The sequence below is a fragment of the Mycobacterium sp. URHB0021 genome, from assembly GCF_054057895.1.
Map to the genome: position 1 here is coordinate 5,200,980 of NZ_JBSRZT010000002.1, position 18,544 is coordinate 5,219,523.

Annotated in this window: 22 protein-coding genes; 9 read left to right on the forward strand and 13 right to left on the reverse strand. The window is 66.3% G+C overall.

All coding sequences use genetic code 11. The features are described 5' to 3' along the window. Positions 1–71: 71 nt before the first annotated feature. The 3 genes from ACVWWN_RS28000 to thyX all read right to left on the reverse strand — a co-directional run bounded on the left by ACVWWN_RS28000 (position 72) and on the right by thyX (position 3,464). On the reverse strand, positions 72–1,748 hold the full coding sequence (locus ACVWWN_RS28000) for a ribonuclease J (protein WP_457146766.1): 1,677 nt from the start codon (positions 1,746–1,748) through the stop codon (positions 72–74). After that, entirely contained in the window at positions 1,748–2,650 is a 903-nt protein-coding gene (gene dapA / locus ACVWWN_RS28005) for a 4-hydroxy-tetrahydrodipicolinate synthase (RefSeq protein WP_457146767.1), read from the reverse strand. Before dapA ends, ACVWWN_RS28000 begins: the two co-directional genes overlap by 1 nt. A gap of 61 nt (positions 2,651–2,711) precedes the next feature. Then, a complete protein-coding gene (gene thyX, locus ACVWWN_RS28010; RefSeq protein ID WP_457146768.1) occupies positions 2,712–3,464 on the reverse strand; it encodes an FAD-dependent thymidylate synthase in 753 nt (250 codons plus the stop codon). A 77-nt stretch (positions 3,465–3,541) separates the two neighbouring features. Between thyX and ACVWWN_RS28015 the strand changes: the two genes are divergently transcribed. Genes ACVWWN_RS28015 through ACVWWN_RS28025 form a run of 3 tightly spaced genes read left to right on the forward strand, consistent with a single transcriptional unit; the run spans position 3,542 to position 6,199 of the window. After that, positions 3,542–5,023: an FAD-dependent monooxygenase gene (locus ACVWWN_RS28015; protein ID WP_457146769.1), complete on the forward strand. Its 1,482-nt coding sequence runs from the start codon at positions 3,542–3,544 to the stop codon at positions 5,021–5,023. Next, positions 5,020–5,601: an acyl-CoA-like ligand-binding transcription factor gene (locus ACVWWN_RS28020; protein ID WP_457146770.1), complete on the forward strand. Its 582-nt coding sequence runs from the start codon at positions 5,020–5,022 to the stop codon at positions 5,599–5,601. Before ACVWWN_RS28015 ends, ACVWWN_RS28020 begins: the two co-directional genes overlap by 4 nt. A 10-nt stretch (positions 5,602–5,611) precedes the next feature. Continuing rightward, positions 5,612–6,199, forward strand: a complete 588-nt coding sequence (locus ACVWWN_RS28025; protein WP_457146771.1) for a nucleoside deaminase — start codon at positions 5,612–5,614, stop codon at positions 6,197–6,199. A 10-nt stretch (positions 6,200–6,209) separates the two neighbouring features. On the opposite strand, the gene ACVWWN_RS28030 is transcribed toward ACVWWN_RS28025, so the two are convergent. Then, complete coding sequence (locus tag ACVWWN_RS28030) at positions 6,210–6,977, reverse strand: FadR/GntR family transcriptional regulator (RefSeq protein ID WP_457146772.1); 768 nt, start codon at positions 6,975–6,977, stop codon at positions 6,210–6,212. Positions 6,978–7,026: 49 nt separating this feature from the next. Here ACVWWN_RS28030 and ACVWWN_RS28035 point away from each other — a divergent pair, with 49 nt between their 5' ends. Next, entirely contained in the window at positions 7,027–7,971 is a 945-nt protein-coding gene (locus ACVWWN_RS28035) for a proline iminopeptidase-family hydrolase (protein WP_457146773.1), read from the forward strand. Positions 7,972–8,003: 32 nt separating this feature from the next. Continuing rightward, positions 8,004–9,419, forward strand: coding sequence for an APC family permease (locus ACVWWN_RS28040; protein WP_457146774.1), 1,416 nt, complete (start codon positions 8,004–8,006; stop codon positions 9,417–9,419). Here the strand turns inward: ACVWWN_RS28040 and ACVWWN_RS28045 are convergent. From ACVWWN_RS28045 to ACVWWN_RS28055, 3 genes are all read right to left on the reverse strand, one after another. After that, positions 9,364–10,575 (reverse strand): winged helix-turn-helix domain-containing protein, encoded by a 1,212-nt coding sequence (locus tag ACVWWN_RS28045; protein WP_457146775.1) that lies wholly within the window; start codon positions 10,573–10,575, stop codon positions 9,364–9,366. The genes ACVWWN_RS28040 and ACVWWN_RS28045 overlap by 56 nt on opposite strands. Further along, positions 10,572–11,057, reverse strand: coding sequence for a dihydrofolate reductase (locus tag ACVWWN_RS28050; protein WP_457146776.1), 486 nt, complete (start codon positions 11,055–11,057; stop codon positions 10,572–10,574). The genes ACVWWN_RS28045 and ACVWWN_RS28050 overlap by 4 nt, the downstream gene beginning before the upstream one ends. Before the next feature lie 64 nt (positions 11,058–11,121). Next, positions 11,122–11,922 (reverse strand): thymidylate synthase, encoded by an 801-nt coding sequence (locus tag ACVWWN_RS28055; RefSeq protein WP_457146777.1) that lies wholly within the window; start codon positions 11,920–11,922, stop codon positions 11,122–11,124. A gap of 41 nt (positions 11,923–11,963) precedes the next feature. Here ACVWWN_RS28055 and ACVWWN_RS28060 point away from each other — a divergent pair, with 41 nt between their 5' ends. After that, positions 11,964–12,701, forward strand: coding sequence for a dienelactone hydrolase family protein (locus ACVWWN_RS28060; protein ID WP_457146778.1), 738 nt, complete (start codon positions 11,964–11,966; stop codon positions 12,699–12,701). Between the two features lie 50 nt (positions 12,702–12,751). Then, positions 12,752–13,675, forward strand: a complete 924-nt coding sequence (locus ACVWWN_RS28065; protein ID WP_457146779.1) for an HpcH/HpaI aldolase/citrate lyase family protein — start codon at positions 12,752–12,754, stop codon at positions 13,673–13,675. On the opposite strand, the gene ACVWWN_RS28070 is transcribed toward ACVWWN_RS28065, so the two are convergent. The 4 genes from ACVWWN_RS28070 to dapB are packed head-to-tail and all read right to left on the reverse strand — an operon-like array spanning position 13,669 to position 15,808. Next, positions 13,669–14,142, reverse strand: coding sequence for a hypothetical protein (locus tag ACVWWN_RS28070; protein ID WP_457146780.1), 474 nt, complete (start codon positions 14,140–14,142; stop codon positions 13,669–13,671). The two genes, ACVWWN_RS28065 and ACVWWN_RS28070, sit on opposite strands and share 7 nt — an antisense overlap. A 15-nt stretch (positions 14,143–14,157) precedes the next feature. Next, a complete protein-coding gene (locus ACVWWN_RS28075; RefSeq protein WP_457146781.1) occupies positions 14,158–14,613 on the reverse strand; it encodes a flavodoxin family protein in 456 nt (151 codons plus the stop codon). Continuing rightward, positions 14,610–15,074 (reverse strand): hypothetical protein, encoded by a 465-nt coding sequence (locus ACVWWN_RS28080; protein ID WP_457146782.1) that lies wholly within the window; start codon positions 15,072–15,074, stop codon positions 14,610–14,612. Before ACVWWN_RS28080 ends, ACVWWN_RS28075 begins: the two co-directional genes overlap by 4 nt. Then, positions 15,071–15,808 carry a 4-hydroxy-tetrahydrodipicolinate reductase gene (gene dapB, locus ACVWWN_RS28085; RefSeq protein WP_457146783.1) on the reverse strand — a complete coding sequence of 246 codons (738 nt, stop codon included), beginning with the start codon at positions 15,806–15,808 and terminating at the stop codon, positions 15,071–15,073. The genes ACVWWN_RS28080 and dapB overlap by 4 nt, the downstream gene beginning before the upstream one ends. A 74-nt stretch (positions 15,809–15,882) precedes the next feature. On the opposite strand from dapB, the gene ACVWWN_RS28090 reads away from it, so the two are divergent. After that, entirely contained in the window at positions 15,883–16,191 is a 309-nt protein-coding gene (locus tag ACVWWN_RS28090; RefSeq protein ID WP_457146784.1) for a hypothetical protein, read from the forward strand. A gap of 68 nt (positions 16,192–16,259) precedes the next feature. On the opposite strand, the gene ACVWWN_RS28095 is transcribed toward ACVWWN_RS28090, so the two are convergent. Next, entirely contained in the window at positions 16,260–16,565 is a 306-nt protein-coding gene (locus ACVWWN_RS28095) for a hypothetical protein (RefSeq protein WP_457146785.1), read from the reverse strand. Between the two features lie 138 nt (positions 16,566–16,703). After that, a complete protein-coding gene (aldR, locus tag ACVWWN_RS28100) occupies positions 16,704–17,219 on the reverse strand; it encodes an HTH-type transcriptional regulator AldR (protein ID WP_457146786.1) in 516 nt (171 codons plus the stop codon). A gap of 94 nt (positions 17,220–17,313) precedes the next feature. Between aldR and ald the strand changes: the two genes are divergently transcribed. Then, on the forward strand, positions 17,314–18,429 hold the full coding sequence (gene ald / locus ACVWWN_RS28105) for an alanine dehydrogenase (RefSeq protein ID WP_457146787.1): 1,116 nt from the start codon (positions 17,314–17,316) through the stop codon (positions 18,427–18,429). Positions 18,430–18,544 lie beyond the last annotated feature (115 nt).

An 18,544-nucleotide genomic window follows, 5' to 3' on the forward strand; every position in this document is an offset into this window, starting at 1 on the left:
GGTATTCCAGCAGGCCTCTAGTCGCACTTCTTCTGCTGGAATACAGTTTCGCGGGTGACGGGAGAACGCGATCAGATTTCGATGACCGTCGGCACGATCATCGGTTGGCGCCGGTAGGTCTCGCCCACCCACTTTCCGATGGTGCGGCGAACGCACTGCGCGATTCGGGTGGGATCGGTGACGTTGTCCGAGGCAAGGTTCTCCAGTTCTTTTTCCACCTTGACCGCCACCGGTTCCAGCGCCTTGGGATCCTCGGAGAAGCCGCGAGAGTGCAGGTGCGCCGGTCCGGCGGGTTTGCCGGTCCCGCGCCGCACGACAACCGTCACCGCGATGAAACCCGAAGACAGGATGAGTCGTTCGCCGAGGGTGGCGTCGCCGACGTCGCCGGTGATCAGACCGTCGACGAACATCTTCCCGACCGTGACTCCGCCCGCGACACGCGCCCTGCCCCCCACCAGGTCGACGCTGACCCCGTTCTCGGCCAGCACGATGTTGTCCCCGGAAACGCCGGTGCGTTCGGCCAGTTTCGCATTGGCCCGCAGCATCCGCCAGGTGCCGTGCACCGGCATCACATTGCGCGGCCGCACCGCGTTGTAGAGGAACAGCAGTTCGCCGGAATAGGCGTGGCCCGAAACATGGACACGGGCCTGGGTATTGGTGACAACGCGGGCGCCGATCTTGGCCAGTGCGTCGATCACTCCGTAGACGGCTTCCTCGTTACCCGGGATCAGTGAGGACGACAGGATGATCAGATCGCCTGCGGTCAGCGTGATGCTGCGGTGCTCACCACGCGACATCCGCGACAGCGCCGACATCGGCTCGCCCTGCGTTCCGGTCGTGATCAGCACGACCCGGTCGGCCGGCATCATCTCGGCGGCACCGATGTCGAGCACATCGGAGTCGTCGACGTGCAGATACCCCAGATCGCGCGCGATTCCCATGTTGCGCACCATCGAACGGCCGACGAACGACACCCGCCGCCCAAGCGCCACCGCTGCGTCGATGATCTGCTGCACCCGATCGACGTTCGACGCGAAGCACGCGACGATCACGCGTCCCTCGGCACCGCGGACCAACCGGTGCAGCGCCGGGCCGACCTCGCTCTCCGACGGACCGACGCCGGGGATCTCAGAATTCGTCGAATCGCAGAGGAACAGGTCAACTCCCGCGTCGCCCAACCGAGACATGCCCGGCAGGTCGGTCGGCCGGTCGTCGAGCGGAAGTTGGTCGAGCTTGATGTCACCGGTGTGCAGCACCGTGCCCGCACCGGTGTGGATCGCGATCGCCAAACAGCCTGGGATCGAGTGGTTGACGTGGAAGTACTGGCATTCGAACACGCCATGGGTGGATCGCTGGCCCTCGGCGACTTCGGTGAACACCGGCTTGATGCGATGTTCGCGGCACTTCTCCGCAATCAGTGCGATCGTGAATTTCGAACCCACGATGGGGATGTCGGGTCGCAGCTTGAGCAGGAACGGGATCGCGCCGATGTGGTCTTCGTGGGCGTGGGTGATCACCAACGCGTCGACGTCGTCGAGACGATGCTCGACATGACGGAGATCGGGCAGAATCAGGTCGACGCCGGGCTGGTCATGGGTCGGGAACAGCACGCCGCAGTCCACGATCAGCAGCCGGCCCAGATGCTCGAATACCGTCATGTTGCGACCGATTTCGCTGATTCCACCGAGCGCGGTGACCCGCAGTGCGCCCGGCGCCAGCGGCCCCGGTGGTCTGAGTTCGGAGTTCACTACCGGAGCACCGCGGCGGCGCGCATATCGGCGGCCAACGCCTCGATCTGCTCGGGCGTGGCCGGAAGCTGCGGCAGGCGTGGGTCGCCGACCTCGAAGCCCTGCAGGCGCAGGCCCTCCTTGGCGAGGGTGACGCCACCCAGTCGCGACTGGGCATTGCTCAGCGGCGCGAGGGTCACGTTGATCTTGCGTGCGGTGGCAACATCACCGGAGTTGAACGCCGACAACATGTCTCGCAATTGGCCGGCGGCGACATGTGCCCATACGCTGATGAAACCGACGGCTCCCATCGCCAGCCATGGCAGGTTCAGCGCATCGTCACCGGAGTAGTACGCCAGACCAGTCTCAGCGATGATCTGCCCCCCGCCGTGCAGGTCGCCCTTCGCGTCCTTGATGGCGACGATATTGGGGTGCTCGGCCAGCCTGCGGATGGTGTCCCATTCGATCGGCACCACTGACCGCGGCGGAATGTCGTAGAGAATCATCGGCAGCGGCGTGGCATCCGCGACGGCGGTGAAGTGCGCGAGTAGACCGGCCTGCGGCGGGCGGGAGTAATACGGCGTCACCACGAGCAGACCGTGTGCCCCCTCGGCCGCACATGCCTTCGCTAGATGCACGCTGTGCGCGGTGTCGTAGGTGCCCGCCCCGGCGATGACCCGTGCCCGGTCGCCGACCGCGGCCAGCACGGCGCGTAACAGCGCGACCTTTTCGTCGTCGGTGGTCGTCGGTGACTCGCCCGTGGTGCCCGACAGCACCAGGCCGTCGCAGCCCGCGTCGACCAGGCGGGCGGCCAGCCGGGCCGCGGCCTCGGTGTCCAGCGAGCCGTCGGGCTTGAACGGAGTCGCCATTGCGGTCAGCACGGTACCCAAGTGGGCGGTCACGTCGAATCCGCTGGTACTCACGGGGAACAAGATTACCCGCTGAAACTCTGAGTTCGGTGGACCGGATCCGGTCAGGCCTCGGCTACGCCTCTGTCGCTAGCGGACTCGTCGCCACTTCGGTGCCATCTGCCAGCACGGAGATCTCGAAGTCGGAGAAGGCCTGCGGCGCGACGCCGATCAACTGGCGCAGACACTCGATCGCCAAGCTGCGGATCTCCACGTCAGCGTGTTCGCTGGCACGCATCGCGATGAAATGCCGCCATGCCCGGTAGTTCCCTGTGACTACGATGCGAGTTTCCGTGGCGTTGGGTAGCACCGCGCGAGCCGCCTGCCGGGCTTGTTTACGACGCAACACGGCGTTGGGCTGGTCGGAGAACTTCGCTTCCAGCTTGTCGAGCAGTTCGGCATACGTCGCGCGGCTCGCGTCGGCGGCCGCCCTGAACAGCGCTTCCAGCTCCGCGTCACCCTCGATGCCCGGCGGCACGACGACCTGCGATTCGTGTTCGGGAACGTAGCGCTGGGACAGCTGCGAATACGAGAAATGGCGGTGCCGGATCAACTCATGGGTGCATGACCGCGAAAGACCGGTGATGTAGAACGACACGTTCGCGTGCTCGAGCACCGAGAAATGTCCGACGTCGATGATGTGGCGAAGGTAGGCGGCATTGGTCGCGGTCCGCGGGTTCGGTTTCGACCAGCTCTGATAGCAGGCCCGTCCGGCGAACTCCACCAGCGCCGGACCGCCGTCCGCGTCTGTGCTCCACGGCACGTCCGGCGGTGCCGCGAATTCGGTCTTGGCAATCAGTTGCACGCGCAGCGGCGCCGTCTCGGCCACGGCTCACCCTAACGTGGACCTTTCCGCGGGTTGCGTTAGTCAACTAATATGTTAGTTGACTAACGTAGGAGGCTCTTGTGCAGGCAGACGTCGTGGTGGTCGGAGCGGGCCCGACGGGATTGGCCCTGGCCTGTGGTCTGCGGGCCGCCGGTATCGCCGTGCGAGTGGTCGACAAGGCGCCGGGACCGGCGGTGACGTCGCGCGCCCTGGGTCTGCAGCCGCGGGGCGTGGAGGTGCTCGACCGACTGGGCGCGCTCGCCGATCTGCCTGAGCGGGGCCTTCCTGTGCTGAGCGTCGTGATCAACGTCGAGGGCCGACGGCTGGCGACGATGGAGCTCGGAGCACCGACGCGGCTCGGCGGCCCCCGCGCTCTGCTCATTTCGCAGGCCGACATCGAGGAGGCGCTGCGCGACCGGCTGACGGCGCTCGGCGGCGCCGTCGAGTGGGGCCGACCCGTCAGCGGCCTCATGTTCGGCGCCGACAAGGTGACTCTGCGATTCGAGGACGGCTCCGAGGTCGATGCCGGCTGGGTCGTCGGCGCCGATGGCGCCCACAGTGTGATCCGCAAGTCGATGGGTGTCGGATTCCCGGGTGTGCCCCTGGTTGAACGGTTCCTGCTCGCCGATGTCCACGCCGACATCGACCGCCCGCGAACCGGTGCGGTCTCGTGGCTGCGGGGTGACACCGCACTGGCGGCGTTCCCACTGCCCGGCCACGACCTCTGGCGGGTGATGGCCCCGGCCCCGCCCGAAGCCGGTGACGACCCCGGCCGGCAGGAGATCGTCGACTACCTCGCGCTGCGCCTGGCCGCTGAGGCGAACGGCACGATTCGGTCGGTCGAGTGGACTTCGTCGTTTCGTATTCAGCGCCGCCTCGCTGATACCTATCGACGGGGGCGGACCTTCTTGGCCGGGGACGCCGCACACATCCACAGTCCACTCGGCGGTCAGGGTATGAACACCGGGATCGGCGACGCCGAGAACCTCGCGTGGAAACTGGCTTTGGTCATTGCCGGTCACGCCGATGAGCGACTGCTCGACAGCTACCAGACCGAACGCCGCCCCGTCGCCGAAAGCGTGTTGGAGACCACGAGCGGGGTCACCGAAGTCGCCGTCGGCCAGAGCCGGGCGGCCCGCCTGCTTCGCGACCACCTGGCGGTCCCCCTGATGAACCGCGCATGGGTGCAGCGCATGATTGCCGAAAGGGCGTCACAGCTTCAGGTTTCATACCGAGGCGGACCGCTGGGCATACCGCGATGGCGGCGGCGGCCGGGGCTGCGTGCGGGCGATCGTGTGGCCGACCGGACGTGCATGCGCAGCGACGGGACCACCGTTCGGTTGTATGAATCGCTGGGCCCCGGGTGGGCGCTCATCGGAGGTGATTGGCTGACCGATGCCGCCAAAGCCCGACTCGGTGAGGTGGTCTCCCTTCGCGGGAACGGTGCCGCCCTGCTGGTCCGACCCGACGGCCACCTGGCATGGCGCGGTACCGAAGCGTCAGCGCTGCGCACATGGCTTGACGCCACACTCGGCCAGCCGTCCGGAGTGCTCAGTAGATGACCGACGACTGGCGTGCGCGCAAGAAAGCGGCGACGAAGCACGCGATCCAGCAGCACGCGCTCCGCCTGTTCACCGAGAAAAGCTATGACGCAACGACTGTCGAGGAGATCGCGGCCGCGGCGGGCGTTTCGCACATGACCTTCTTCCGATACTTCCCCCGTAAGGAGGACGTCGTCGAGTACGACGACTACGATCCGCTCATCGAGGAGCTCATCGTGGCGCGCCCCGCCGACGAACCGCCGCTCGCCGCCATCCACGCGGCGCTCCGGGCCGGACTCGAGCAGATCATCGCCACCGACCGCGACGCCCTGCTGGCCCGCGTCCGACTCATCCTGCGCAATCCGGTGCTGCGGGCCCGAAATCTCATCGCCCAGGAGGACACCCGCGACATGCTGGCCAGGGCCCTGGCCCGCCGCGCGGGCTTATCCGAACCCGACTTCGCCGCAACGGCGCAGGCCTCCGCCGCGCTCGGAGCGATGGCCCCGGCCGTCATGGCCTGGGCCGATGGCGTCGACGAAGATTACGTCGCGCTCGTCGACGCGGCGTTTGCGGCGTTGCAGGCCGGTCTGTCGCGTTAGGGTGAGCGCCATGGCAGCAACAACGCTCGCTCCTCGCCTGCTCGAGGTCATGGAACGGGACATCCTGCCGATGACCGAGCGCGGCGTCAGTGCGGGGAACAAGGTTTTCGGTGCCGCACTCCTGCGCAAGTCGGACCTGTCCTTGGTGATCGCAGGCACCAACAGCGAGACCGACAATCCACTTCTGCACGGCGAGGTCAGCACCCTGAACCAGTTCTACGAGTTGCCCGGGCGACCGCCGACCCGCGACCTGTTATTCCTGTCCACCCACGAACCCTGCCCGCTCTGCCTGTCTGCGATCACCTGGGCCGGCTTCGACAATTTCTATTACTTCTACACCTACGAGGATTCCCGGGACGCCTTCGGCATCCCGCACGACCTGCGAATCCTCAAAGAGGTGTTCGGGGTGGAGAACGGGAACTACCGGCACAGCAACGCCTTCTGGACCGCCCGGTCGGTAGCAACCCTGATCGAAGCCGAGCCCGAGCCGCAACGCGCCCAGCTACACGAGCAGAATCAACGCATCCGCGATGTCTATGCGGCGCTGTCGCGGCAGTATCAGGAATCGAAGGGCGACAACGACATTCCCCTGAACTGACGGTAGTGCGTCAGTCGGCGAGGGCGCCGGCGCGGCGCATTGCCGCGGTGATGTGCTCGAAGTCGATCGCGCCGTGCGTGCGCGCCAGCGCGTCGGCGTCGTCACCGCGGCGGTCGGCTATCGCCGTCAGCAGCGCCTGGTGCTCATCCAAGGCCCGCTTCTCCATCTCTCGCATCCGCGACGGCTCGCCCCACAGGTGCGCGGGCGAGCCGATGCTGATGGTCGTTTGGAGATCCAACAGGACCGCCTTGAGAACATCGTTGTGGGCGGCGTCCATGATCGCCAGGTGGAATCGGCTGTCCGCCTGCTGCGCCGCCAGTCCGGTGTCCGCCCCGCGGTACGCCTCGAGTGTGCGCCGGATTCGCTCGAGGTCCGCGTCCGACCGCGCCTCCGTCGCGGCCCGGCACACCGCACCCTGCAACCGGCACACCGCGTCGCAGCGATCTCGCAGCTCGCCGAGGCGCTTGCTCAGTGTGCGTCCCACCACCTCTGTCGACGACTCGGGCCACTGATCCAGCACGTAGGAACCTCCACCGCGGCCGCGGCGGGTTTCGAGCAGGCCGCGGTCGACGAGGCGAGCCAGCGCGGCCCGCACCGTCATCCGGCCCGCCCCCAGGGACGCCGACAACTCACGCTCGACCGGCAGCCGCGCACCGGGCAGATATTCTCCGATCGCGATCGCGGTGATCAACCGGTCGGTGATCTCGTCGACGCGCGAAGTCGTTTCGATTTGCTGGGCAAGCAGCCCCGGCCCGGCCGGTCCGCCATCGTGAGCCATTGAGCCGCGCCCTCCTTCGTCACCTCGACATCGATCGTACTCAATGGTCTTGCCACAAGACCTTTACTGGTCCATGCTGTTCGACGTGAATCGCGAGACGCGCATGGTGCCCTTCCGCGGCTATGAAACCTGGGTGCATATCACCGCACACGACAATCCGCGACCCGGGGCGCTGCCGCTTTTCGTCCTGCACGGCGGACCGGGGATGGCCCACCACTACGTCGCGAACATCGCCGAGATCGCCGACGAGACGGGCCGCACCGTCATCCACTACGACCAAGTCGGTTGTGGGGCAAGCACTCACCTACCCGACGCACCCGTCGACTTCTGGACGCCGGAGCTGTTCGTCGAGGAGTTTCACGCCGTGCGAACGGCGCTCGGCGTCGAGAATTACCACTTGCTGGGGCAGTCCTGGGGCGGGATGTTGGGCGCCGAGATCGCGGTGCTGCAACCGCCGGGCCTGAGGACACTGTCGATCTGCAACTCCCCCGCCTCGATGCAGCTGTGGGTTGAGGGCGCTGCCGAACTGCGCGCGCAGCTGCCACCTGAGACCCGGGACGCGTTGCAGCGGCACGAAGCGGACGGTTCCCTCACCGATCCGGAATACCTGGCCGCGACGCATGAGTTCTACCGACGTCACGTGTGCCGGGTGGTACCGATGCCCCAGGACTTCGTCGACAGCGAGAAACAGATGGAGTCCGAGCCGACGGTCTACCACACGATGAACGGGCCCAACGAGTTTCACGTCCTCGGCACGCTGCGCGACTGGAGCATCATCGATAGGCTGCCGTCAATCGCCGTTCCCACCCTGGTGATCGCAGGCGAATACGACGAGGCCACCCCGGCGACCTGGCGACCGTACGTGGAAAACATCCCCGACGCCCGCAGCCACGTTTTTCCCGACAGCAGTCACTGCACCCACCTGGAGAAGCCCGAGGAATTCCGCGCCGTCGTCGCCGAATTCCTCGCCGGTCACGACACCGCCGGCCTCTGACCCCCTCGACCGACAGGACTACAGGATCTTCTATGGACGTCTCAGCCTCACAAACCCGTGCCGACGGACAGCGCACGCTGGAATCCTTCGGCTACAAACAGGAACTGCACCGCTCCGTTGCCACCGTCGACCTGCTGGTCTATGGGCTGGTCTTCATGGTGCCGATCGCACCGTGGGCGATCTTCGGCACGGTCTACAACAGCGCATCGGGCATGGTCCCGCTGGTCTACGTCATCGGCCTGGTGGCCATGGTGTTCACCGCGGTGGCCTACGCGCAGATGGCCAAGTCGTTTCCCCTGGCCGGATCGGTGTTCTCCTATGTCGGCCGCGGAATCCATCCCGGCGCCGGTTTCTTCGCCGGCTGGGCCATCCTGCTGGACTACCTGCTGGTGCCGACGCTGCTGTATGTGTTCGCCGCCGAATCGATGATCGGCCTGTTCCCGGGTACGCCGCGGTGGATGTGGGCCGTTGTGTTCGTCGTCGTCAACACGGTCATCAACCTGCTCGGTGTCGACTCGCTCAAGATGGCCAACCGCGTGTTCCTGGCCATCGAACTGGTCTTCGTGGTGATCTTCGTGGTCATCGCGGTCCGCGCCATCAGCGGTCAGAGCCTGCCCGATGTCGGCTGGAGCACCTCGCCAATCTGGAACCCAGAGCTCGTCAGTGCGCCGCTGATCGCGTCCGCGCTGTCGATCGCCGTGCTGAGCTTCCTTGGCTTCGACGGAATCTCCACTCTGGCAGAGGAATCCACGGGTAAGCGCAACCCTGCCGGCAAGGCCATGATCGGCGCGCTCTTCATCGTGGCGTTCCTGTTCGTCACGCAGACGTGGCTGGCCAGTCTGCTGGCCGGCGGCCGCGAATCCTTCAGCGACGACGAAGCCGGCAACGCGTTCTTCGATCTGGTCCGGGCGGCGTCGACCACCGGCTGGATGAACGCCTTCTTCGTGGTCAACGTGCTGGCCGTCGGATTTGCCAACGCCATGGCCGCCCAGGCCGCGACCAGCCGGCTGCTGTTCTCGATGAGCCGGGACCGCCAGCTGCCGAGCTTCCTGTCGAGGATCAGTTCGCGGCAGGTGCCGATGGCGGCGATCCTGGCGGTCAGTGCGATCAGCCTGGTGCTCGTGCTGTTCTTCGTCGGCCAGATCGGGCTGATCACGTCGCTGGTCAACTTCGGCGCGCTGTTCGGATTCTGCCTGCTGCACATCTCGGTCATCTGGTACTACGTGGGTCGCAAGAAGTCGAAGAACTACCTGCTGCACCTGGTGGTGCCCGCGCTGGGGTTCGTGATCATCGCCTACGTGTTGTTCAACGCCGACTCGCTGGCCAAGATCGGCGGCATCGTCTGGCTGGGCATGGGCGTCGTGGTGTACGTCGTCAACAGGGTGCGCGGTGTCACCGCAGGGCCCGCGCCAGAGCACTCGTCAGAACTCCCCGCTTCCCGACCGTAACCTCACCGAGACCCAGCCAGGACGCCATCGTCTGCAGCTCGGTGGCCAGCGCTTCGGCCACCCGGGACGGCTCCTGGCCGGACTCGGCGAACGCACCCACGACGTTCAAGGCGTCCCGGGTGCGTTCGGCTTTCAGGTCGACCCGGCCGACCAGCCGGCCGTCGAGCAGAAACGGCCACACGTAGTAGCCGTACTGCCGCTTCGGGGCGGGGGTATAGATCTCGATGCGGTAGTGAAAATCAAACAGCCGTTCCACCCGGGGCCGGAAGAAGATGAGCGGATCGAACGGACACAGCAGTGCGGTGCCGCGATCACGCCGCGGAACGATCTGCCCCGACCGCAGATATGCCGGCGCACCCCAGTTCTCGACCTCGACGCGCTCGATCTCGCCCGCATCGACCAGCTCGGCGATCGCGGGCTTGACCATCTTCGCCCCGAGCCGGAAGTAGTCACGGATGTCGGCCTCGGTCGCCACCCCCAGCGCGGTGGCGGCCCGCAGCGTGAGTTCCCGCACCGCCTCGTCATCGTCGACTTCGCGGGCGACCACCTCAGGTGGTAGCACCCTTTCCGTGAGGTCGTAGTGACGGGCGAACCCGACGCGGGTGGCCGTCGTCAGCACCCCGGCGGCGAACAACGCCTCGGTCACCCACTTGGTGTCGCTGCGGTCCCACCACGGACCTTTCCTGCCACGTTGTACGGCGCCCAGATGCGCCTCTATCTGGCCGGCGGTCGAGGGCCCGAGTTCGGTGACGGCGGCGATGATGTCATCGGCCAGCTTCGGGTTCTTCTTGACGATCTGGGTGCCCCAGCGCCCGTGGGTGTACTCCCGCATCCGCCACCGCAGGAGCGGCCAGTCGTCCACCGCCATCAGCGCCGCCTCGTGCGCCCAGTACTCCACCAGAAGCCGCGGCGAGCGGGCCGAGTGGCTCCACGCCGACCGGTCGAGGATGTCACGATCGTACGGACCCAGCCGGCTGAACAGCGGCGCGTAATGTGCGCGTACCGCGACCGACACCGAATCCAGTTGCAGCACTTGGATTCGCGAGATGATCCGACGCAGATGCGCGCGGGTGACGGCGCCCCCCGGCCTGGCCTCGTAGAAGCCCTGAGCGGCTACCCCGACCCGGCGGGCCGCATCGGCCGTCAGCGTTGTCACGGCCGAACGTAGCTGAAGAACCGGTAACGCAGGCCGGAGCTGCTGGTGAGCCAATGCCCCGCGTCAACCACCCACGATTCGTCCAGCACGGGAGCCACCGCATCACCGTCGTCGCGCGGCAGGTCGACCTCGACCTCGGTGACCTCGCATCGCGTCGCGAGAGGCAGCGCCAGCGAATAGAGCTGCGCACCACCGATCACCCAGGTGAGGTCGTCAGTCAAGGCTTCTTGGAGAGTCGAGACCACATGTGCGCCGTCGGCCATGTAGCCAGCTTGCCGGGTGAGTACGACATTTTTCCGTCCCGGCAGGGGGCGCACCTTCGACGGCAGCGATTCCCAGGTCAGCCGGCCCATGACGACCGTACGGGACATCGTGAGCTCCTTGAACCTGGCCTGGTCCTCGGGCACCCGCCACGGGATCCCGCCGTCGCGGCCGATGACACCAGAGGTCGACTGAGCCCAGATCACTCCGACCGTCGTCATCGCTGTCCGTTCCGGCCCTGCAAGCAGGCCGTCATCATCGTCGATTCGGTCCTGCGAGCAGACCTCATACCGCGACGGGGGCCTTGATCGCCGGGTGCGGGTCGTAGTTGAGGATCGCGATGTCATCGTAGGTGTAGTCGAAGATCGAATCTCGGGGCGCCAGCACGAGTTCCGGATACGGCCGAGGATCGCGGCTCAACTGCTCGGTGACCTGGGCGACGTGATTGTCATAGATGTGGCAGTCACCGCCGGTCCAGATGAACTCCCCCACGTCCAGTCGGGTCTGCGCGGCAATCATGTGCGTGAGCAGCGCATAGCTGGCGATGTTGAACGGCACACCGAGGAACAGGTCGGCGCTGCGCTGGTAGAGCTGGCACGACAGCTTGCCGTCGGCGACGTAGAACTGGAAGAACGCGTGGCAGGGCGGCAGCGCCATCTGCGGGATCTGGCCCACGTTCCATGCCGACACGATGTTGCGCCGGGAGTCCGGGTCGCTCTCGAGCAACTCGACGGCGGCGGCGATCTGGTCGATGTGCTCGCCGGACGGCGTCGGCCAGGACCGCCACTGAACGCCGTAAACGGGACCCAAATCGCCTGTGTCGCTGGCCCATTCGTCCCAGATGGTGACGCCGTGCTCTTGCAGCCAGCCGACGTTGGAGTCGCCCCGCAGGAACCACAGCAGCTCGTAGACGATCGATTTGGTGTGCACCTTCTTGGTGGTGATCAGCGGGAAACCGGCGGTCAGGTCGTAGCGCATCTGATGACCGAACACGCTGCGGGTGCCGGTTCCGGTGCGGTCCGATTTCGGCGTGCCCCGCTCGAGCACCAGACGCAGCAAATCCTCGTATGGCGTGGCGATCGACACTCGGTCAGCTTACGTCGAGGGACGTGGAGTAGAACGAAGGCATGCCGAGCATCTCCGCCACCGTCACCACACCCGACGGCACCTGCCCCGTGACACTGCACACCCCCAACGGTCCGGGCCCATGGTCGGCGGTCGTGATGTACGTCGACGCCGGCGGGGTGCGCGACACGTTCCAGGAGATGGCCGCCAGGTTGGCCGGCTTCGGACACGCGGTGCTGTTGCCGGATGTCTACTACCGCCACGGGGAGTGGCAGCCGTTCGACATGCAGACCGCGTTCAGCGACCCCGACGAGCGCAAGCGACTGATGGGCATGATCGGCAGCATCACCCCGGACATGATGGCCGCCGACGCCGGGGCGTTCTTCGACTTCCTGGCCGCCAGGCCCGAGGTCAAGGGCGACGCGTTCGGCGTCTGCGGGTATTGCATGGGTGGCCGTACGTCGGTCACGGTGGCCGGCCGAGTGCCCGACCGGGTGGCCGCCGCCGGATCGTTCCACGGTGGTGGACTGGTCACCGAGGACCAGAGCAGTCCGCACCTGCTCGCCGACCGGATCAAGGCGACGGTGTATGTCGCAGGCGCCGAAAACGACGGCGGCTTCACCGCGGAGCATGCCGAGACCCTGGACAAGGCGCTGACCGCGGCCGACGTCACCCACACGGTCGAGTTCTACCCGGCCGCCCACGGGTTCGCGGTGCCCGACAACCCGCCCTACGACGAGGAAGCCGCCGAACGGCACTGGATCGCGTTGCAGGACCTGTTCGAGACCAACCTCGCCTGACGCCGCACCCCGCGTCGCGCCTGTCCGGGCGGGTAGGCGACCATGAACGCGTGTACGACCAGAAGATCTCCGGCGAGCCGGATCCCAGCGACGCCGGATCCCGGATCGACCCGGTGCTGGCCAGGAGTTGGCTGCTCGTCAACGGCTCGCACTACGAGCGATTCGCGCCCGCAGTTCACTCCCGCGCCGACATCGTGGTCCTCGATATCGAAGACGCCGTCGCGCCCAAGGACAAGGCCGCCGCGCGCGAGAACGTGGTGCGCTGGCTGGCCGCGGGCAACCGCGATTGGGTCCGCGTCAACGGCTTCGGAACCCGCTGGTGGGCCGATGACCTCGAGACACTGGCCGGCACCGGCGTCGGTGGGCTGATGCTGGCAATGGTCGAATCGGTCGACCACATCACCGAGACCGCGAAACGGCTGCCGGACGTCCCGATCGTGGCCTTGGTGGAGACAGCCCGCGGCCTGGAGCGGATCACGGCGATCGCCGCGGCGAAGGGCACCTTCCGGCTGGCCTTCGGCATCGGTGACTTCCGCCGCGACACCGGTTTCGGCGAAAATCCGGCCACGCTGGCCTATGCGCGCTCGCGGTTCACGATCGCCGCGAAGGCAGCGCATCTGCCTAGCGCGATCGACGGCCCGACGGTCGGCTCAAGCGCGCTGAAGCTCAGCGAGGCGACGGCGGTGTCCGCGGAATTCGGGATGACCGGCAAGATCTGTCTCACCCCCGATCAGTGCCCGACCGTCAACGAGGGTCTCTCGCCGTCAGTCGAGGAAATCAGCTGGGCCAAGGAGTTTTTCGTCGAGTACGAACGCGATGGTGGTGAGATCCGTAACGGATCAGACCTGCCTCGGATCGCCCGCGCCACCAAGATTCTCGATCTGGCCCGCGCCTACGGCATCCATGAATCGGAGTTCGACGACGTCGACGATCCGGCCCACATCCCGGCGCCGTCGGACACGTACCACTACTGAGATTCCGGCGCCGGCCGCTTTCCCCGGGAGTGCATGAAGCTCGCGAGCCCCCGGAAGATGCCGCGGGCCGCGTACACGCCCGCGAGGATCGACAAGACGATCAGGACGATGAACATGATCAGCCAGTTGGACCGGCTGTGGCTGACATTCCACCAGATGATCGTGAACAGGATGACGCAGATGAACACGACGATGTCGCGCCAATTACCCTGATAGGAGGCCGCCAGCTGGCGGATCTCCCTGCCCTTTTCGGTGGCCAGGACAAGGTCGTTGATGCGCTCGTCGATGCTGGCCTTCAGCCGGGCCTTCAGTTCGGGCTGGTCGTCGGGAAGCCGGTCCAACAGGTCCATGTCCTTGATGATCAAGGCGCGAACGTCGGGCCCCTTGAAGGTTCCCGCCGCCGCGCCCAACAGCGCGCCACCGGCGATCGGTGCTGCTCCCAGGGCGAGTTCGGCAAATCCAGGCATCCGCTGTCTCCTTCGTCAGTCCATCAGCACTGCGGCGAGCGTGCCGCCGAGCTCGTACGCCCGTTCGCGGACGCCGGCGTCGATCGTGCCGACGACTTCGAGCACGTCCGCCGCCTTGGTGAGCTCAAGCCCGGTCGCAAGCTTTTCTACCGCGTTGACGGCACCGACCGTGTCGTTATTGCCATGGACCCACAGTCCGTACGGACGACCGGCCACATGGTCGAGGCTCGGGTAGTAGACGGTGTCGAAGAAGTGTTTCAGTGCACCGGACATGTAGCCGAAGTTCGCCGTGGTGCCGAACAGATAGCCGTCCGCCTCGAGCATGTCGGGGATAGTCGCCGCCAGGGCCGGCCGGACCTCGATGTCGACGCCCTCGATGCCGGAATCTCTGGTGCCCGCAAGAACTGCCTCCAGCAGCTCGCGGGTGCCCGGCGACGGCGTGTGATGGACGACCAGCAGAATCTTGGTCACGCTCGTTCCTGCATCTCGACCGCCTTCTTCATCGCCTCCCGGGCGCGGCTCCGGTCCCCGGCATAGTCATACGCCCGCGCCAGGCGGTACCAGCGCCGCCAGTTGTCGGGATCGTCGTCGAGTTCACCGCGCACGGTCGCGAACAGCGCGTCGGCGGCGTCGCGCTGGATTCGTCCGGACGGCATCCGCGGCAGTGAGCTGACGTCGAGTTCCATCCCCTCCTCGCGGGCGATGCGGGCCAGTCGTTGATGTGCGAGCCCCGCCCGCACCGTGCTGACCATCACCCAGATACCGATCAGCGGCATGATCAGCAGGGCCAATCCCAGCGCGATCGCGGCGGGCCGGCCGGACGTGATGAACGCCATCGCGATTCGTCCGAGCATCCAGAAGTAGACGACGAGTGCCACGCACATGAAGCCGATGACCAGCTGGATGCGCAGTGCGCGTGCGCCTTCGCTCATGCCAAGTCGAGTAAGGGCTCGATGCCCACGGTGAGGCCAGGGCGCTCCGCCACCCGCCGCACCGCGAGCAGCACGCCGGGCACGAATGAGGTGCGATCCAGACTGTCGTGCCGGATCGTGAGCGTCTCGCCGTGCGTGCCGAACAGCACCTCCTGATGCGCGACGAGTCCCGTCAAGCGGATGGAATGGACCGGAATCCCGTCGACGTCGGCGCCGCGGGCGCCCTCGAGGCCGGTGCTGGTGGCATCGGGGTTCGGCGGCAGGTCTTTTCGCGCCTCGGCGATCAGCCGGGCGGTGCGTGCCGCGGTTCCCGACGGCGCGTCGGCCTTGTGGGGATGGTGCAATTCGATGACTTCGACGGACTCGAAGTACGGCGCGGCCTGCCTCGCGAAATGCATTGACAGCACGGCGCCGATGGCGAAGTTCGGGGCGATCAGGACGGCGACGTCGGGCTTGCGGACCAGCCACGTCTTCACCTGGCTCAGCCGCTCGTCGGTGAAGCCGGTGGTGCCCACCACGGCGTGGATGCCGTTGTCGATGAGGAACTTCAGATTGTCCATGACCACATCGGGATGGGTGAAGTCGATGACGACGTCCGTCTGACCGTCGACCAGCAGGCTGAGCGCATCGCCCGCGTCGATCCCCTCGGTGAAGGTGAGGTCCTCTGCCGCCTCAACCGCCTGCACCATGGTCGCGCCGACCTTGCCCTTGGCACCCAGAACTCCGACTCGCATGGGGCCACCCTAGCCCGATCGCGACCGCCGCCCGACGCGCTGAGCTTGTCGGGGTGCCGGCATAGCATTCGAACATGATTTCGAACAAAGCTGAATGGATCGCGGCCCTCGATGCCGCGGCGGATGCACAAAACACCGTGGCCCGGCTCCCTTGGCAGGCGCTGACCCCTGCGGAGCGGCGGGCCCTTCTGAAGCGAATGGACGAACTGGACCAGCTGTTGGCCGGCACCCACCGACGGTTGCTCGCCACGGTCATCGCCGAATCGGCGCCTGCACAGTTCGGTGCCGGGTCCTGGGCGGAAATTCTGTCCCGGCGCTTGCGGATCTCCGCCGGGGAAGCGCAGCGACGCGTCACCGAAGCCACCCGAGGCAAACAGCCGTGATCTCGGCCGGCTGATCAAGCCGGGCGGATCGAAGACACGGATGCGCAAAGACGTTCACAGCGTGACCGTCAACATGTCACGTCGACGTACACCGTCATCGCTGTGACCGTGGTGACGATGTCCTGTCCGGCGCCGGGTGCACCGGAGTCCATCCGGGAGAACGTCTGACCTGGGCGCACCGAGTTGACCACGCACTGGTCCAGCGCAGCGGTGCCGACCTTGTTGACGATGACGTGGTAGCCGTCAGACTGTAGCTCGCTGACGGTCTGAGATGCGGTCGTGGGTCCTGACGGAACCGCGTTGGCGGCGCCGGCAAGTCCCAGCGCTGCAACGCCGGCCGCCGCGGCGGCGACAGTTATTGCGAAGGACTTCATTGTTCTTCCTCTCGAAGACAAGGGTTATGGGCTTGGCTGTCGTGTGCAGCTGCACGTCATTCGTTACAGCCGGCCCGTCAGATGGGCCGTGGTAGCCCAATCAGAGGTATGCGCGCGGGTTACACCGCACGACGGCCCCTAGAGAGGAGATGCGCCGCGCAGGTGTTCGAAGATCAGTGAGGTCTGGGTGCCCGCCACGTCGGCGTCGGCATTGAGGTTCTCCACCACGAACGATCGCAGATCGTCGGTGTCCCGCGCGGCGACGTGTAGGAGGAAATCGTCGGCACCGGCCAGAAAGTAGACATCCATCACCTGGGGCTTGCGCCGGATCTGTCCGATGAAGTTGCGAATCTTGCCGCGGGCATTGGAGTGCAGGCTCACCGAGATCATCGCCTGAAGGGTCAATCCGATTGCTGTCGGGTCGATGTCCGCGTAGAAGCCGCGGATCACTCCGAGGTCGACGAGCCGCCGGACCCGGCCGTGACACGTCGAAGCGGCGATGCCGACCAGCTCGGCCAGCGCGCTGTTGGACATCCGCGCGTCGGCGTGCAGGGCGGTGAGAATGCGCCGGTCGACGTCATCGAGGTCAACGGCATGAACATCATTCGGTCGACCGCCCGGAGGCGTTGTCCTTATCGATGATTCTTCTGGCATTCGGGGATTGTAACGAATGATCATCATAATCATTGCCTTTTCGCCGTATGTTCTTCACAATCTATGTAGTCCAATTCGACTCAGAGGAGCGATCATGCGCGTCGGAATCCCGACCGAGATCAAGAACCACGAATACCGAGTGGCCATCACGCCGGCCGGCGTCGCCGAACTCACCCGCCGCGGCCATGAGGTCCTGATCGAGGCCGGAGCCGGCGAAGGTTCAGCGATCTCCGATCGCGATTACAAGGCCGTCGGCGCGCAGATGGTCAACACCGCCGACGAGGTCTGGGCCGAGGCCGAGCTCCTCCTGAAGGTCAAGGAGCCGATCGAGGCCGAGTACGGCCGGATGCGCAAGGGCCAGACCGTCTTCACCTATCTGCACCTCGCGGCATCTAAGCCCTGCACCGATGCGCTGATGGCTTCCGGCACCACATCCATCGCCTACGAAACCGTCCAGACCGCCGACGGCGCCCTTCCACTGCTCGCTCCCATGAGTGAGGTCGCCGGCCGCCTGTCCGCCCAGGTTGGCGCCTATCACCTGATGCGCAGCCACGGCGGCCGCGGCGTGCTGATGGGCGGTGTCCCCGGCGTCGCACCGGCCGAGGTCGTGGTCATCGGCGGCGGCGTGGCCGGCTACAACGCCGCGCGGGTGGCCAAGGGCATGGGCGCGCACGTCACGGTGTTCGACCTCAACGTGAACACCCTGCGCAAGATCGACGGCGAGTTCCACGGTGGCATCGAGACCCGTTACTCCTCGATGCTCGAACTCGAGGAAGCCGTGAAGAAGGCCGACCTGGTCATCGGCGCAGTGCTGGTCCCGGGCGCCAAGGCCCCCAAGCTGGTCACCAATTCGACTGTGGCGCATATGAAGTCGGGTGCCGTACTCGTCGACATCGCGATCGACCAGGGTGGCTGCTTCGAGGACTCACGGCCGACCACCCACGACGACCCGACGTTCGCCATTCACGACACCGTCTTCTACTGCGTGGCCAATATGCCGGGCGCGGTGCCGCGGACGTCGACCTTCGCCCTCACCAACGCGACCATGCCATACGTGGTGAAGCTGGCCGACAAGGGTTGGCAGGCCGCTTGCGCAGCCGATGCCGCGCTGGCCAAGGGCCTCTCGACACACGAAGGTGCCCTGCTGTCCGAACCGGTGGCCTCCGACCTCGGCCTGCCGTTCACCGATCCGGCGATGCTGCTCGGCTGACCCCTTCCGTCTCCCCTCCCCCGGCGCGCCGCCTCATCAGAAGCGGCGCGTCGGATTTTTCTCGTCCTGACAGCCATTTGCTGGACACGATTCTGCGGTAATCGTCCGTCCCGCA